We start from the raw sequence: 15,503 nt of genomic DNA, 5'->3' as shown, positions 1-15,503 counted from the left end.
TTGCGGTCAGGTGCGGTTGCGGCCAATCTGGCAGCCTGCCCGCTGAGGGCAATCCAATGAAAAGACTTCGCTTTGCCCAGGGCCGCCGTGCGGCTGCGCGTGTTCTTGCCGGTCCGTCGTCGGTGCTTGCGGTGGCCTTATTCGGCCTGTTCATGGCCGGCGAGGCGGCAGCGGTCGAGGTCACCTGCCGCAACGGCGACGCTCTCGGCTGGTCGGTCAGCACGGGCGGCGACTTCGATGGGGACGGCGTGACCGACGTCGCCGCCGGCGCCCCCTGCGCGCGCGGCAACGGCAATCGGCGGGCTGGCCGCGCCTACGTCTACTCGGGCGCCACCGGCGACAGGCTTCTTTCCCTGGAAGGAACGGACGTCGATCAGCAGCTCGGCGCCGCCCTGTCCTTCATCGACGACGTCGACGGTGACGGGCGAAACGAGATAGCCGTCGGCTCATCCACGTTCGACTCGCCCAAGCCCGGCGGTGGTACCTACAACGCGGGCGGCAAGCTCGAAGTCTACAATCACGAGGGCGAGGTGGTCTGGACGCTGTTCGGCGCGAATCCGCAGGCCAACCTCGGAGAGGCGGTCGACGGCCTTCATGACATCGACGGCGACGGCATCGGCGACGTCGTCGTCGGCGCCAGCGGCGCCAGCGTCGACCTCGGCGACGCGGGCCTGCAGCGTGTGGGCATCGGCTATCTGGTATCGGGCGCCGATGGCTCGATCATCGGCAGGAGCGAAGGCCGGCACGTCTCCGATGCCTGGGCCAACGTCGTCGCCGGCGTCGGTGACATGGATGGCGATCTGGTGCCCGACATCGCCATCGCGGCCAGCAACGCCGAAGTCTTTCCGGACGACGGCGCACCGGCAGGCGGCACGACGACTTCCACGACGATTCTCGAGCCGAGCACGACGCTTCCGGAGACGACGACCACCCTGCCGGACGTGACCACGTCGACGTCGACCACCACGACGACGACCACCACCACCAGTACGACGACGCTGCGCGACGCCGGCATCGTCCAGATCATCTCCGGCGCCTTTCCCTACGAGGAGGTGGCGCGCTTCCGCGGCGCCGACCGCCAGCGACTGGGCCGTGCCGTGGCGGGCATTGCCGATCTCGATGGTGACCTCGTCGACGAGCTGTGGCTCGGATCGCCCGGCTTTGCTGCCGCTGGCCTGAGCGATTCCGGCAAGATCACGCTGGAACGATCCACTCTGGCCAACATCGACCGCACCGAGCCGACTCCTCAGGCGGGCGCCGGCTTCGGCACCGCCATCGCCGTCGTCGGCAGGATCAACGCCGATACGATCCAGGACATCGTTGCCTCAGCGCCTACGGCCACCGTGGGCAACGGAGCGCAGACAGGCCGCGTCCATGCGTATTCGGGCAGCGGCACACCGGCGCAGCCGTTGTGGACGCAGAACGGCCCGGTTGGCGGCGCGCGAATGGGCCAGTCGCTGGATGGCGGGATCCTCTACGACAACGACGCCGTGGGCGACGTCGTCGTTGGTGTGCCTGGCGATGCCCCGCGCGGGCGCCGCAACGCGGGAAGCGTCCGAATCCTTTCGGGCGCCAACGGCGCGCTGCTGAAACAGTTCAATGGCCGGCGCGGCGGCGAGACGCGCATTTTCGTTGCCGGCGAGTCGCTCGCGCGGCGCCCGGCCGTGCAGAGCTTCGACCTGCGCGGACGCCGGCGCGAGGTCGACCTGTCGCCATTCCGCGGGCAGAGCGCGAGCAGCCTGTCGATGGACGTTCTCGACGAGGCCATTGCCACCGGGCCGAACGACATCTACCTGGCGGTGGGATCCGGACGCGGCGGCGAAGCGCCTCGCGTCAACGTCTATCGTGCCGGGAGGCGGCGGTGGCGGGTGTCGTCGTTCCTGGCCGAGCTCAGCGGCTACAGCGGCGGCGTCAACGTCGCCGCCGGAAACTTCGTCAACCCATCGACCGATGACTTCAAGGACGAGATCGTGGTGGGCCCGGCCGACGCCACGAGCGGTGGAAACATCGACGTCGCGTTGTACCAGCGGTCTTTCGACGATCCCATCGGACGTTTCACCTGGGCACTCATTCCTGGTCGCGATCCGGTGCGGGTGTTCAGCGCGACCGACAAGCTCAATGGCACGCTCATCAGCGCCGTCGGCGTCAACCTGGCCGGAGGCGACGTAACCGACGACGCCAAGGATGAGTTCGTGGTCGGCGCCGCCTCTGGTCTTCCCGTCGTGCGTGTCTTCAGCCGCACCGGCAGCCTGCGCCACACGTGGCTTGCCTTCCCTGCGCAGGGCACGGACGGCGGACCCAACAGCGGCGTAACCGTTGCCGTGGGCAACATCGACGGCAACGCGGACAACCGAAACGAGATCGTCACGGCCGTGGCCGACGGGCAGCTGTGGATCCGGGCGTATCGCGCGGATGGCACGCTGGTTACGCGCACCAACGGCAACCCCGTCAACATTTTCGTCACGCAGTACCCGACCAGCTATCGGGGCGGTCTTCGTGTGGCCGTGGCCGACGTCGACTTCGACGGCGCTGGCGAGATCCTGGTAGCGCCGGCGTCGGAGCTTGCGGGCCCGGTTCTCGCGCTCGAGCTGGACGGCAGCCTGGTATCGGGCTGGAAGCCGTTCTTCCCGCTCGGGCCCGGCGTCGACTCCGGTGTGAGCCTCGTGGCCACCGACAGCTTCGTACGACGCTGAACGACTGACCCCGATTTCTACCTCTGCTACCTTGCCGCGCTCGGGAAGGGGCGGGCAAGCCGGTGGCTATACGATCACAGAGACCGATCGAGGTGACCTACGTGATCGCCTCGATGATCACCGGCGGCACGCAGACCCATCTTCTCCAGGTCTTTCGCTTTCTCGACCGCACGCGCTTCCGGCCGCGCCTGTTCGCGCTGCGCGACCAGGGCGATCTGCTGGAGACGGCGCGCTCTCTCGACGTTCCCGTGACCACGTTCGGCATGCGGGGCACGCTGCGCGACCCTCGTGATCTGGTCGGCCTGTCGCGCCTGGTCGCCGCGTTTCGCCGAGGCCGTGTCGAGGTCGCGCACGGCTATCTGCTGCGCGGAAATTTTTATGCAGCCGTGGGTGCGCGTCTGGCCGGGGTGCCGGTGGTGGTGACCAGCAAGCGCGGTCTCCACGAGCCCTCAGGACGGGCCGAGCGCGCTGCGGTCGCCGTGTCCAATCGCCTTTCGGATACGGTTACGGGCAACTCTCCGCAGGTCCTCGAGTTCACCCGCACGATCGAAGGCAGCTTTGCGGCTCCCATGGAGATGATTCCGAGCGGCATCGACATCGACCGCTTCTCGCGTGCCTCCATCGCCGCCGACGCCCGGGCCCGGCTGCGCGCCGAGCTCGGCCTGCGCGACGAGCCCGTGGTGGGAACCGCGATCACGTTCCGGCCTCGCAAGGGGTTCCGCATGCTGTTCGAGGCGATGGCCGAGCTTCGCCGCACCGTGCCCGACGCTCACGTCGTCATCGCCGGCGCCGATGAGATGCCCGAGGAGCCGGCGGCGCTGGCGCGCCAGCTCGGTCTCGAAAAGGCCATCCATCTGCTCGGCCGCCGCAGCGACATGCCGCAGGTCCTGAGCGGCTTCGACATCTTCGTCCTGCCGTCGGAGAGCGAAGGAATGTCCAATGCCATCCTGGAGGCGATGGCCATGGAGCTCCCGGTGGTGGTCACGGCCGTCGGTGGGGCTCCCGAGCAGGTCGAGGAAGGCCGCAGCGGATACCTCGTGGACTATCCCGACCATCGGGCGATGGCCCAGCGCCTCGCGATGCTGCTGTCATCGCCGGGCCTGCGTGCTCAGATCGCCGACAACGCTCGGCAAAGGGTGGTGGAGCGGTACTCCGCCCGCGCCATGGTGGGGCAGATCGAAGATTTGTACGTGCGTCTTCTTGATGGAAAAAGGGTCAACACCGAATGACCCGCCGCCCCTGACTCCGGGTGCGGTCCAAGCCAGCGACTGCGACAGACGAAAAACTCCGCTTGCCATGCAGCAGCCTTCGGCGGCGCTGCGCAACACGACGAGGATGATGGAAACTGACACGACCACCACGAGCGCCGGCATCGCCATGCCGGCATGGGCAGGCGCGACTGGCACCGCAACGGCAACGGTGCCGCCTTTCGCCCGCGCGGCCGCGGCTGCCTTGTCGATAGCCGTCCTCGCGACGGCCGCCGGCTGCGGCGAGGGACGCCGCGACCAGGGACCGGCCCCGGACAAGCGCGTGATCGTGCTCGGCTTCGACGGCGTCGACCCCGACTTCGTCCAGCAGTGGAAGGACAAGCTGCCCAACATCTCCAAGCTGATCGAGGAGGGGTCCTTCCACCGCCTGCAGACGACGACCCCTCCGGCCTCCTGCACCGCCTGGTCCACCTTCACGACCGGACGCAATCCGGGCGGCCACGGCATCTTCGATTTCATCCTTCGCGATCCCAAGACGTATCTGCCCGACCGCACCGGCGCCGTCAGCCACAACGCCGAGTACTGGTTCAACCTGATCCCAAGGAAGCCCGAGACGTTCACGACGACGATGTCGGGCGAGGCCTTCTGGACAACCGCCGACCGCGCCGGAAAGCGTTCGGTGGTGCTGCGCGTGCCGTGCATCTTCCCGCTCGAGCCCATGGAGCACGGCTACGGCCAGGGCGGCCTCGGCGTGCCCGACATCCGCGGCAGCGAGGGCACGTTCCACTACTGGTCGAGCGAGATGAGCCCGCGCGAGGCGGCAGCTCCCGAGCTCGGCGGCAAGGTGATGTCGCTGGCCAACGCGACCGACGTCGAGACCACCATCGAAGGCCCGGCCAATCCGCTCGAGGAGAAGCACGCGCGCCTGACCGTGCCGCTGCGGATCAAAGCTGCCGGGGCCGATTCGGTGCAGGTGACGCTGGACGGCCGTACCGAGACGATCAGGATCGGCGAGTGGAGCGACTGGTTCAGGATGTCCTTCCGCGTCACCGCACTCTCGAGCATTTCCGGCATGGCGCGCTTCCGCCTCCTCGAGGCGCAGCCGAACATCAAGCTCTATCTGTCGCCGATCAACTACGATCCGGCCGACCCGGCCATCGCCGTCACCGAGCCGCACGGCTACGCCGCCGATCTGCATTCGGCCGTCGGCGACTTCAAGACCGTGGGCTGGAACCACGAGACGTGGGGCCTGAACGAGGAGCGCATCGACGACGAGGCGTTCATGCAGGACGTCTGGGACACGTTCGCTGAGACGGAGACCATCACGTTGCGCGAGCTCGAGGAGAAGAACGCCGACCTCTTCATCTCGGTCTTCGTCGAGACCGACCGCACGGCGCACATGATGTTCCGCCTCATGGATCCGTCGCATCCGAAGTACGACGCGGCGCTGGCCGCCAAGTACGGGGACTCGATCCAGAAGACCTACCTGCGAATGGACGAGATCATCGGCAAGGTGCGCTCGAAGATGAAGCCGGAAGACGTTCTGCTGATCCTCTCGGATCACGGCTTCCACAGCTGGAAGCGAGGCTTCAACGTCAACACGTGGCTGGTCCAGGAAGGGTTCATGACGCTCAAGGGCGGCGCCAAGTCGACGGACCGCAAGTTCCTGCAGGACGTCGACTGGTCCAAGACGCGCGCCTATGCGCTCGGGGTCGGCGGCATCTATCTCAACGTCAAGGGGCGCGACGGCAAGGGCATCGTGGCGCCGGGCGCCGAGTACGACGCACTGGCGCGCGAGATCGCGGACAAGCTCAAGCGGGTCCTCGATCCCGACACGGGCCAGCCGGTGGTGGCCGAGGTCTACCTGGCCAAGGAAGTCTGGAAGGGCGAGCGCCTGGCCGATGCGCAGGATCTTCAGATCGGCATGGTCTCGGGCTACCGCGTCTCGTCGGCCACGCCGCTGGGCGGCGCACCCGAAGGTTTGTTCGAGAACAACGAGAAGAAGTGGAGCGGCGACCACGCCACCACCCAGACCTCGATCACCGAGGGCATCCTGATCAGCAACAGAAAGATCGACGCGGCGGCCCCGGCCATCGGCGACCTGGCGCCCACGATCCTGACCCTTCTCGGCGTGGAGGTGCCCACCGGCTACGACGGCAAGGCACTGGCCATCGCTGCACCGGGAGGCAAGTAGACGATGCAGGCACTGCGCAAGATCATCGCCGGCGCCATCGGCGGCTTCATTGGCGGCGCGCTCGTTGGCCTGGTCGAAGCAGTCGTGGTGGCCCTCGGCGGCGGCGCCGAAGAGTTCGGCGTGTTCCTTTTCGGCGCCATCTCCTACGGGTTGATCGGCACCGCCATCGGCGGCGGGGCCGGTCTCGGCACGGTCATCCTTCCTTTCCTGGCACGAGACAGCGCGGCCTCGGCCGGCTTCTGTGCCGGCACCGTCGCGGCGCTGCTTGGGCTGGCGGTGGCGCGCTTCCGCATCGTGCGCGACGTGTTCGCCGAAAACCTGCCGATCGGGAGCGCGCAAGGCATCATCGTCCATGTCGGGCTGCTCATCGGCGCGATCCTGGTCTTCTGGCTGGTGCGCCGATTCGTGCTGCGCATCGCCCGCAGCGGCGCGCCGATCCTGGCGTCTCTTCTGGTCGGCGGCGTGCTCGTCGGTGTCGGCGCGGGCGCGACGTTCCTGCTCAACGCGGTCGCGATTCCCTCACCGCCGACGCCCGAGGCCGGTACGGCGCAGGGTGCAAATGCGATCCTGATCATCGCCGACACGCTGCGCGCCGACCACGTCGGCGCCTACAAGCTCACGGGCATCAAGACGCCGGGAATGGACCGTCTGGCGTCCGACGGCGTACTGTTCGAGAAGGCGTACACGAACTCGTCGTGGACGCGGCCGTCGGTGGCGACCATCATGACCTCGCTTTATCCGAGCTCGCACAAGGTCATGTACAAGACCGACCTGCTGCCCGAGGGCGTCACCACGGTGGCAGAGGCGATGCGCGAGGCCGGCTACCGCACCGTCGGCTACGTCACCAACATCAACGTGGCGCCTTCGTTCCAGTTCCAGCAGGGATTCCAGGAATACTACTACCTGTCGCCGGCGTTCTTCTTCGGCGCCACCGACTCGGGTTCCAAGCTGTCCTTCTACAGCGGCATTCGCCTGGTGCGCGAGCGCTTCTTCTCCAAGCAGAAGTGGGTGCAGAACTACTACCAGGATGCGCAGACGGTCAACGGCGGCGCGCTGCCGTGGCTCGACCGCAACTCACGCGAGCCGTTCTTCACCGTCATCCACTACATGGATCCACACGATCCGTATTTCGAGATCCCCTACAACGGCAACGCCATCGCTCGCGTGGACACACCGCACCCGGATCCCTCGCAGCGCGACCGCATGATGAAGCTGTACGCGGACAACATCGTCTACATGGATCGCTTCATCGCCAATCTGATCGAGGCGCTCCAGGCCTCGGGCGTCTACGACAACACGACCATCGTGCTGGTGGCCGATCACGGCGAGGAGTTCTACGAGCACAAGGGCTGGTGGCACGGCACCACGCTGTACGACACCGAGATGCACGTGCCGCTGCTGGTCAAGCTGCCCAAGAGCGCGCAGGCGGCGGTCAAGCCCGGCACGCGCATCAAGACGTGGGCGCAGCTCCTCGACGTCGCGCCGACGATCCTGGCCGCTTCGGGCGTCTCCATTCCCGAGGCCTTTCAGGGCCGCGACCTGTTCTCGCAGACGCCGGTCCCGCAGGCGCTGTTCGCCGAAGAGGACCACGAGGGGAACATCCTGCATTCAGTGCGCACCGAGCGCTGGAAGCTCATCACCGCCAACGAAGGCAATCCCCGCGGCCTCGCCCCGGTCGAACTCTACGACATCGCGGCCGATCCGGGCGAGACCCGCAACGTCGCCGCCGATCATCCCGACGTGGTCGCCGAGCTGCGCAGCACGCTGGATGCGCTCAAGCAGATGGCGGCGGCTCGCGCCGTGGCCGGCGAGAGCGGAGCCATCGACCCTGCCGCCAAGGAAAAGCTGCGGTCGCTGGGGTACGCGGAGTAGGCATGCTGCTCATCGTCGGCTGGGACGGCGCCGCCTGGCCGCTGGCGGACCGTTTCATGGCAGCCGGCGCGATGCCGACGCTGGCGGCACTGGCCGAGCGCGGCCGCACGTTCGACGTCGAGTCGACGGTTCCGCCCGTGACCTTTCCCGCATGGACCACGTTCATGACCGCGGCCGGCCCGGGCATGCACGGCATCACCGACTTCACCGCGCGCCGCGCCGGCTCCTACGGCGTGAAGTTCCTGAATTCGACGCATCGGCGCCTGCCGACGATCTGGCGCCAGATGGCCGCGGCCGGATGCCGGGTCGGCGTCTATGCGATGCCTGCCACCTATCCGGCCGAGCGGGTCTGCGAGATCGAAGTGTGCGGCTTCGATACGCCGCTCGGCGCGAGCCAGGCGCGCGGCTTCTGTCACCCGCCTTCGCTGGCCGACACGATCGTCGCGCGTCACGGCGCGCTGGCGGTGGAGGCGGTGCCGCAGACGCGCATCGGCCCAGGCTGGCACGAGCGAACGCTGGAGCGCCTGCTCGCGAACGTCGCGCTGCGCACGCGCATCGTCAGCGAGCTGCTGCGCGAGCGCAGCTTCGACGTCTTCGCCGTTCACTACATGGAGAGCGACACCGTCGCGCACCACTTCTGGCAGTTCCACGACGAATCTTCGCCGCGACATCGCGGCGAGGGGCCGGCTGCCGCCATCGAGGAGGTCTATCGCGCACTCGATCGCGGACTCGCCGAGCTGATGGCCGCGGCCGGCGACGACTGCACCGTACTGCTGCTCTCCGATCACGGCTGCGGCGGGGCCTCCGACCGCGCCATCGCGTGGAACCGTGTCCTTGCCGATGCCGGCTTCCTGAGCTTTGCCCGCGTCGCCGCGGGGGCGCGTCTTGCGGGCGCGCTGCGGCGCACGGCGTTGTCGGCCGTGCCGCAGCCGTGGCAGGCGCCGCTGCTTGGCGCGATGCCGCGCCTGGCCGCACGGCTGGAGTCGGCCTGGCGCCTTACCGGCATCGACTGGAGCGCCACCAGCGCCTACAGCGAGGAGCTGCCGTATCATCCGTCGATCTGGCTCAACCTTGCCGGTCGCGAGCCGGCCGGAATCGTCGCGCCGCACGAAGCGGAGCACGTGATCGGGCGGCTTTCGCAGGCGCTGCTGGCTCTGCGCGATCCCTTCGACGGCGGCGCTGTCGTGCGTAGGGTGCGCCGGCGCGAGGAGGTGTGCGCCGGTCCGTATGCGCACCAGGTGCCCGACCTCGTTCTCGAGCTGCGCGAGCCGGACGGCTACTCCTACTGCGCGATCGCAAGCCGAGGCGGACAGGAGCGGGCGTGGCTGCGGCGCCTTCGAAGCGGCGAGACCAGCGGCGCCAAGGGCAACGCCACCAGCGGAATGCATCGCCCCACCGGCATCGGCCTTCTGTGCGGGCCGCCGATATCCGCTGCTTCGTCGCGCGAGCGCTGCACCCTGGCCGACTGCGGCGTCACCGCCCTTGCGATGGCGGGTGTGGCGCCGTCGCCCTTCATGGAAGGACGCGCCCTGGCGCAGCCCGGCAGCACGCTCGAAAGCGGGCAGGCCTGGGAGGACTGCGCAGCAGACGTGGCCTATTCGGCGGAAGAGGAGCGCGAGGTCGAGCAGCGGCTGCGGGCGCTCGGATATCTGCCGTGACCTCGACTTCTCCGCAGGGCGCCGGCGCGCTTCGCATCGCCCTTGTCGCTGCCTGCCCATTCCCGTCTCCGCAAGGATCGCAGGTTTTCGTGGGGCAGATGGCCGATGCGCTGGTCAGCCAGGGTCACGAGGTTCATCTGCTCACCTATGGGCAGGGCTACCGTGTTCTCGATCGCGGATATCGCCACCATCGCATCCGCCGCCTTCCCGGCGACGATTCGGCACGGTCGGGTCCGACGCCGCTCAAGCCGGTGCTGGATGCGATGCTGGCCAAGGCGCTGATCGATCTGTCGCGCAGCGCGCGCATCGACGTCGTCCACGCGCACAACTACGAGGCCGCGGCCGCAGCGCTCGTGGCGCGAGCCGCAACGGGCGTTCCGGTCATCTACCACAGCCACAATCTGCTCGGGGACGAGTTGGAGACGTACTTCGAAGCCCCATGGTCGCAGGCGCTGGCACGACGGGTGGGCCGCGCCCTGGATCGGGCGATCCCGCGGCGGGCCGATCACGCCATTGCGTTGTGTGAGTACAGCGCGGCCAGGCTTGTGGAAGCCGGGTGCGCGAAGGGCCGCCTCTCCGTGCTGCCGCCGGCGGTGTGCGACGACGGGCCGCAGCCGTCCGATGCGGCGGCGCGCCGGCGCATCGGGGCGGCGCCCGAGGAGCTGGTCGTCGGCTACTGCGGCAACCTGGACGCCTATCAGAACCTTCTCCTTCTTCTGGACGCGGCGGTGGAGCTGGGCCGGCAGGCCTCCCTGCCACGCCGCGTCCGCCTGGTCATCGCCTCCCATCAGAGCGCCAGATTGCTGGAAAAGGCCGCTCGCGCGCGCGGCCTGGGCGACGAGGTCCGGCTGCTCGAGGTATGCGGCTATGCCGAGGCTCGCGCAGTGGTGGGGGCCTGCGACGTTCTTGCGCTACCGAGACGCCTCGGATCCGGCTATCCTATCAAGCTTCTGAACTACATGAGCGCTGGCAAGGCCGTGATCGTGGCCGGCTGCGGGTCCAAGCTGATCCGGCACGGCGTCGACGGCCTGGTCGTCGCGGACGACGATGCCGCCGCGCTCGCCGGCGCCATCGCTCGCTGCGCCGGCGACCCCGCTCTGGTGGAAGCCTTGGGAGCTGAGGCCAGAAGAACCTACCTGACGTCGCTGACGTGGGAGGCGCTGCTCGCGCGCCTGGCGCCGATCTATCGGTCGGTGACGGCGGGCGTAGCGGCAGCGGCATGAGCGGGGCAGGGGGAAATCCGATCGTGGAAAGGAGCAACGCGGTGGGGCAAGCAGAGGAGACGCCGACGATCTCGGTGGTCATCCCCATCTTCAACGAAGAGGAGACGCTGGAGACGCTGTACGCGCGCATCCGGCCGGTGCTCGAGCAGACCGGCGAGAGCTGGGAGGTCATCTTCGTCAACGACGGCAGCAGTGACCGCAGCGAGCAGATGCTGCGCGAGTTTCATCGACGCGACACGCGCTTCAAGGCCATCAGCTTCTCGCGCAACTTCGGGCACCAGACGGCGCTGACCTGCGGCCTCGACCACGCCACCGGCAGGGCGGTCATCGCCATGGACGGCGATCTGCAGGACCCGCCCGAAGTTCTACCGGCGCTGATCGCCCGCTGGCGCGAAGGCTACGAGGTCGTCTACGCGGTTCGCCAGAAGCGCAAGGAAGGCGTGGTCAAACGCGCCGCCTACAAGACGTTCTACTGGATACTCCACCACGTCTCCTATCTGGACATTCCGCTCGACACCGGAGACTTCTCGCTCGTGGACCGCCGCGTCCTGGAGGTGCTGGACGCCATGCCCGAGCGCAACCGCTTCGTGCGCGGCCTTCGCACGTGGGCCGGGTTCCGTCAGATCGGATACGAGTACGCGCGCGACGCCCGTTTCGCGGGGCACTCCAAGTACAGCTTCGGCAAGCTTCTCAAGCTCGCGTTCGATGGGCTGGTTTCCTACTCGTACGTGCCGCTGCGTCTGGTCAGCAACATCGGCCTGCTCGTTTCGGCCAGCACGCTGGGCTACATGGGCTACCTCCTGCTGGCGCGCCTGTTCGGCGACGTGACGATCAAGGGCTGGACCTCCACCGTCGTCATCGTGCTGTTCCTCGGCGGCATCCAGCTCCTTTCTCTCGGCGTCATCGGCGAGTACGTCGGGCGCATCTTCGAAGAGGTCAAGCAGCGGCCGCATTACATCGTGCGCGATCGCATCGGCCTGCCGGCGGCAGGCGCGGTTGCGCGGCGGCCGTAGGGCGCCGGCCGCAAAGCGGGTCATTCCATGCAACGTCGTCTCCTGGATATGGCGGTCGCGGCCCTGACGCTGGGCGTGTTGCAGGCGCTGGTGGAGACCGGCGTGCTGGCGCTCCTGCATCGCGACCTGCTGCTGGCACCCTACCGATTCTTCACGCTGCAGACGTGGGATGCCTTCACCAAGCTCTACTTCGCCGCCGCCGAGTATGTGCCGCTGCCGGTGATGCTCGGGCATTTTCGAGGTCAGGGGATCGCACCCAAGCTTTCGATGGCGCCCGAGTTGGTCGCGATCAACTGCGGCGTCGCCATTGTCCTGGCGTTGCTCCTGACGCCGCTGGCCGGGATGTTCGGAGTCGGCAGCCAGCGTGACCGCCGCCGCTCCTTGGGGCGCGCACTAGCCGTCGTGGCCTGCATCTGTCTGCTGGTGCATCTGGTCTATTTCTTCATCGGCTTCCGGCTTCCGGAAAACACGGCGATCACGAATGTCGCGCGTGCGCTTGCGCGGACCGCCCTGGGTGACGGCCTGGTCATGGCTTTGGCGGTGCTCGCCATCGCCGGCGCGGCCACGCTCGCCGTTCTCTCGCGAGGCGCCGCCAGGCCCGTGGTCGCCGCCGGACTGCTCGTGACCATGACGGCTCCCCTGTGGGTGGCCGCCGCCGCTGCCGTCAAGTCTCCGGAGCCGCCCGCCGCGCCCTCTTCGCTGGCGCGCGGCTACAACGTCGTGCTCATCTCGATCGACAGCCTGCGCGCCGACCACCTCAGCGCCTACGGCTACGGCCGGCCCACGTCTCCGACGATCGACGCCATGGCCCGAAACGGGGTGCTGTTCGAGAACTGCAGCAGCACGACGTCGTGGACGCTTCCCTCGCACATGTCGCTGCTGACCGGACGAAGCCTGCTGGGGCACGGCGTCGTCGCGGACGACCGCGCCCTCAGCGCGAGCGTTCCCACTCTTGCCGAAGCCTTCGCCGACGCCGGCTACGCCACGCATGCCATCGTCTCGGCACCGTACGTCAATTCGCGCTACGGCTTTGCGCGCGGCTTCGATGAGTACGACGACAAGACCATCTACTTCGCCACCAACGAGGAATCCTACCGCAGCGTGACGGCGCCCAAGCTGCAGGAGACGGCGACCCGGTGGCTGGAGGCCAACGCACAAAAGCCGTTCTTCCTGTTCCTTCACTACTGGGACGTGCACTACGACTATGCGCCGGGCCCGCCCTACGACACGATGTTCGACCCCGACTACCGCGGCACCGTCACCGGCGAGAACTTCTACTTCGACAACAAGATCCGCGCCGGCATGGACCCGCGCGACCTCGAGCATCTGATCGCGCTCTACGACGGCGAGATCCGCCTCGTCGACGACCACCTGGCCAAGCTGCGCGCCGACCTTGCGCGCCTCGGCATCGCCGGCAAGACCCTGATCGTCGTCACCGCCGATCATGGCGACGAATTCTTCGAGCACGGCAACAAGGGGCATCACCGCACGCTGTACGAAGAGGTGATCGCGGTGCCGCTGGTGATCGAGGCTCCGGGCGTGCAGGCGGTTCAGCGACGAGTCGCCGGCGAGACCAGCATCATCGACATTGCGCCGACGGTGCTGTCGCTGACGGGGCTGTCCACGCCGGCGGGCATGGAAGGGCGCGACCTGAGCCCGTTCATGGTCCGCGCGACGCCCGCCACGACCCGTCCGGTGTACGCCGAGCTCTACCGCAAGGGGACGCTCAACATCCAGGTGGCGCAGATCGAGAACCGGCAGAAGATCATCCACCATTTCAACAACCGCTCCCTCTTCGCGTTCGATCTGCGCAGCGATCCGGGCGAGCGCGCCTCGCTCGATCCGGCCGGCGCCGTGGCCGCTCCGCTGACGTGGACGATGCGCGACTGGCTCGACGGACGCTGGCGCTTGTTCGAGCGGCGCGTTCGCAGCGAGGGAATCTCGGAGGTCGTCATCGACGAGAAGACGGCCGAGACGCTGCGCTCGCTCGGCTACCTGAACTGATCATGAACCGCTACGCGTTCTATACGGCCGTTGCCGTCGGCCTCGCGTGGCGGATCTACATGCTGACGAACTACGGCCTGGTCAGCGGAGGCGAGGTCGACGTCTACCTTGCCGACGAAGGCGTGGTCGGCCTGATGGGCAAGCACATCCTGGAGGGGCGCGAGCTGCCGGTCTTCTTCTACGGGCAGTCCTACCTCGGAGCGCTCGAGGCGTACTGCGCGGCGCTGGCGTTCGCGCTCTTTGGCGTCAGCTTCGTTTCGCTGCGTCTGGTGACATTCCTGTTCTCGATTGCCGTGGGCGTTGCGGTCTATCACTTCGCCTACCGCATCTATTCGGTGGCGGTGGCACGCTGGGCGACCGCGCTCGTGGCCGTCGCGCCCATGTACTTCCTGCAATGGAACCTGAAGGCGCGTGGCGGCTTCGTCGAGCACATCCTGCTCGTGTTCCTGGTGATGCTGGCCTTCTGGCACTTCTACATCTACCACCGCCGCGATACGCGCACTGCATTCCTGCTCGGTCTGGTCTCGGGCATTGCGCTGTGGGTGAACCAGCTCGTGGCCGCCTATCTCGGCGTCATGGCGATGCTGGTGCTGTGGCACCGCGAGGACCGGCGAGGCTGGACGCCGGCAGTCGTCGGACTGCTGCTCGGGGCCTCGCTGCTCATCGGCTACAACATCGCGCATCCGCTGGCCACGGCGCGCTCGCTGGCCCGCAAGGCGCTCGTTCTCAACCGTGTCGACGTGGCCGAGCGCGACCAGAGCTGGGCCCAGCGCGGCGCTGCCGAACGCGTCCGCGCGCTCGGTGACGGGTTCGACAAGCTCGGCATCGTCTTCGGCGTGCCGCCGGGCGAAGGCGTGGAGCGCCTCGGCATGAGCCAGGACTCCAAGACCGGCGGGCCGCTGGCGGGCGTGCGGCGAGCGCTGTTCGTGCTGCCGCTGGCCGTGTTCGCGGCGGGTCTGTGGGCTGCGCGGCCGCGGCGCGGGCCGGGCGGCTGGGCGGGCCTGCACTCGGACCAGCTCCTGGGCATCTTCGCCGTCGTCACGTTCCTGGTCGGCTACGTCAGCCCCCGCTACATGCTTCCGGCCTATCCGATCGCGGCGATCCTTGCGGCGGTGCTGGCGGCGCGGTCGGGTGGCCCTTGGCGGCGGCCCGTCCACGCGGGGCTGGCTGCAGTGATGATTTTCAACGTTGCCAGCTGGGTCGACGCGGCTTCGTTGCCGCCGGCGGCCGATGAGGATCGGGGTCTGGCGCTGATCGAGCTGATCCGCTCCAAGGGCATCAGCGCCTGCTACAGCGCCGCACCGATGTACCACCTGGTCTTCGCCAGCAACGAGACGGTGGTGCTTTCCCCATTGCAGAAGGACCGCTATCCGGCCTACAGCGCGGTCGTGGAGGCCGCGGACTCCATCTGCTACGTGTTCCGCGACGACCAGACCACCAAGCGCCAGCACGTGGCCATGCAGGAGCTTCTGGAGCGCCACCATGTGCGCTACCAGCAAGCCCAGGTCGGACCCTATCGTGTGCTGTACGACTTCACGCCGCGGCGGGCGATCACGGCCGCCGAGGTCGAGAAGGTGCGCCATCAGGAGACGGCACGCGTGGGACCGGGAACGAAAAACGATACCGAGACGGAGTGAT

The 15,503-nt window shown here is 68.0% G+C and carries 9 protein-coding genes; all 9 read left to right on the top strand.

Features of this window, described 5'->3' with window-relative positions:
• Positions 1–56 precede the first annotated feature (56 nt).
• The 9 genes from VEC57_19715 (at position 57) to VEC57_19675 (ending at position 15,502) form a co-directional block, all read left to right on the top strand.
• A complete protein-coding gene (locus VEC57_19715; protein ID HYC01370.1) occupies positions 57–2,693 on the top strand; it encodes an integrin alpha in 2,637 nt (878 codons plus the stop codon).
• Between the two features lie 62 nt (positions 2,694–2,755).
• Complete coding sequence (locus VEC57_19710; protein ID HYC01369.1) at positions 2,756–3,922, top strand: glycosyltransferase; 1,167 nt, start codon at positions 2,756–2,758, stop codon at positions 3,920–3,922.
• 67 nt (positions 3,923–3,989) lie between these two features.
• Complete coding sequence (locus tag VEC57_19705; GenBank protein ID HYC01368.1) at positions 3,990–6,095, top strand: alkaline phosphatase family protein; 2,106 nt, start codon at positions 3,990–3,992, stop codon at positions 6,093–6,095.
• A gap of 3 nt (positions 6,096–6,098) precedes the next feature.
• On the top strand, positions 6,099–7,967 hold the full coding sequence (locus VEC57_19700; protein HYC01367.1) for a sulfatase: 1,869 nt from the start codon (positions 6,099–6,101) through the stop codon (positions 7,965–7,967).
• A 2-nt stretch (positions 7,968–7,969) separates the two neighbouring features.
• Positions 7,970–9,625: an alkaline phosphatase family protein gene (locus VEC57_19695; protein ID HYC01366.1), complete on the top strand. Its 1,656-nt coding sequence runs from the start codon at positions 7,970–7,972 to the stop codon at positions 9,623–9,625.
• On the top strand, positions 9,622–10,848 hold the full coding sequence (locus tag VEC57_19690) for a glycosyltransferase family 4 protein (protein HYC01365.1): 1,227 nt from the start codon (positions 9,622–9,624) through the stop codon (positions 10,846–10,848). The genes VEC57_19695 and VEC57_19690 overlap by 4 nt, the downstream gene beginning before the upstream one ends.
• A gap of 41 nt (positions 10,849–10,889) precedes the next feature.
• Complete coding sequence (locus VEC57_19685) at positions 10,890–11,861, top strand: glycosyltransferase family 2 protein (protein ID HYC01364.1); 972 nt, start codon at positions 10,890–10,892, stop codon at positions 11,859–11,861.
• Between the two features lie 27 nt (positions 11,862–11,888).
• Positions 11,889–13,865, top strand: coding sequence for a sulfatase (locus tag VEC57_19680; protein ID HYC01363.1), 1,977 nt, complete (start codon positions 11,889–11,891; stop codon positions 13,863–13,865).
• 2 nt (positions 13,866–13,867) lie between these two features.
• Complete coding sequence (locus VEC57_19675) at positions 13,868–15,502, top strand: glycosyltransferase family 39 protein (GenBank protein HYC01362.1); 1,635 nt, start codon at positions 13,868–13,870, stop codon at positions 15,500–15,502.
• Position 15,503: the final 1 nt, after the last annotated feature.

The sequence above is a fragment of the Candidatus Limnocylindrales bacterium genome (assembly GCA_035626395.1).
GTDB lineage: Bacteria > Desulfobacterota > Binatia > UBA1149 > CAITLU01 > DASPNH01.
The sequence above is the reverse complement of the archived record's forward strand: the minus strand, read 5'-3'. Positions and strand labels throughout refer to the sequence as shown.

Excerpts from the sequence above, each read along its gene's own strand:
- VEC57_19700 (HYC01367.1), top strand. The coding sequence starts at position 6,099 with ATGCAGGCACTGCGCAAGATCATCGCCGGCGCCATCGGCGGCTTCATT.
- VEC57_19680 (HYC01363.1), top strand. The coding sequence starts at position 11,889 with ATGCAACGTCGTCTCCTGGATATGGCGGTCGCGGCCCTGACGCTGGGC.
- VEC57_19695 (HYC01366.1), top strand. The coding sequence starts at position 7,970 with ATGCTGCTCATCGTCGGCTGGGACGGCGCCGCCTGGCCGCTGGCGGAC.
- VEC57_19715 (HYC01370.1), top strand. The coding sequence starts at position 57 with ATGAAAAGACTTCGCTTTGCCCAGGGCCGCCGTGCGGCTGCGCGTGTT.
- VEC57_19675 (HYC01362.1), top strand. The coding sequence starts at position 13,868 with ATGAACCGCTACGCGTTCTATACGGCCGTTGCCGTCGGCCTCGCGTGG.
- VEC57_19705 (HYC01368.1), top strand. The coding sequence starts at position 3,990 with ATGCAGCAGCCTTCGGCGGCGCTGCGCAACACGACGAGGATGATGGAA.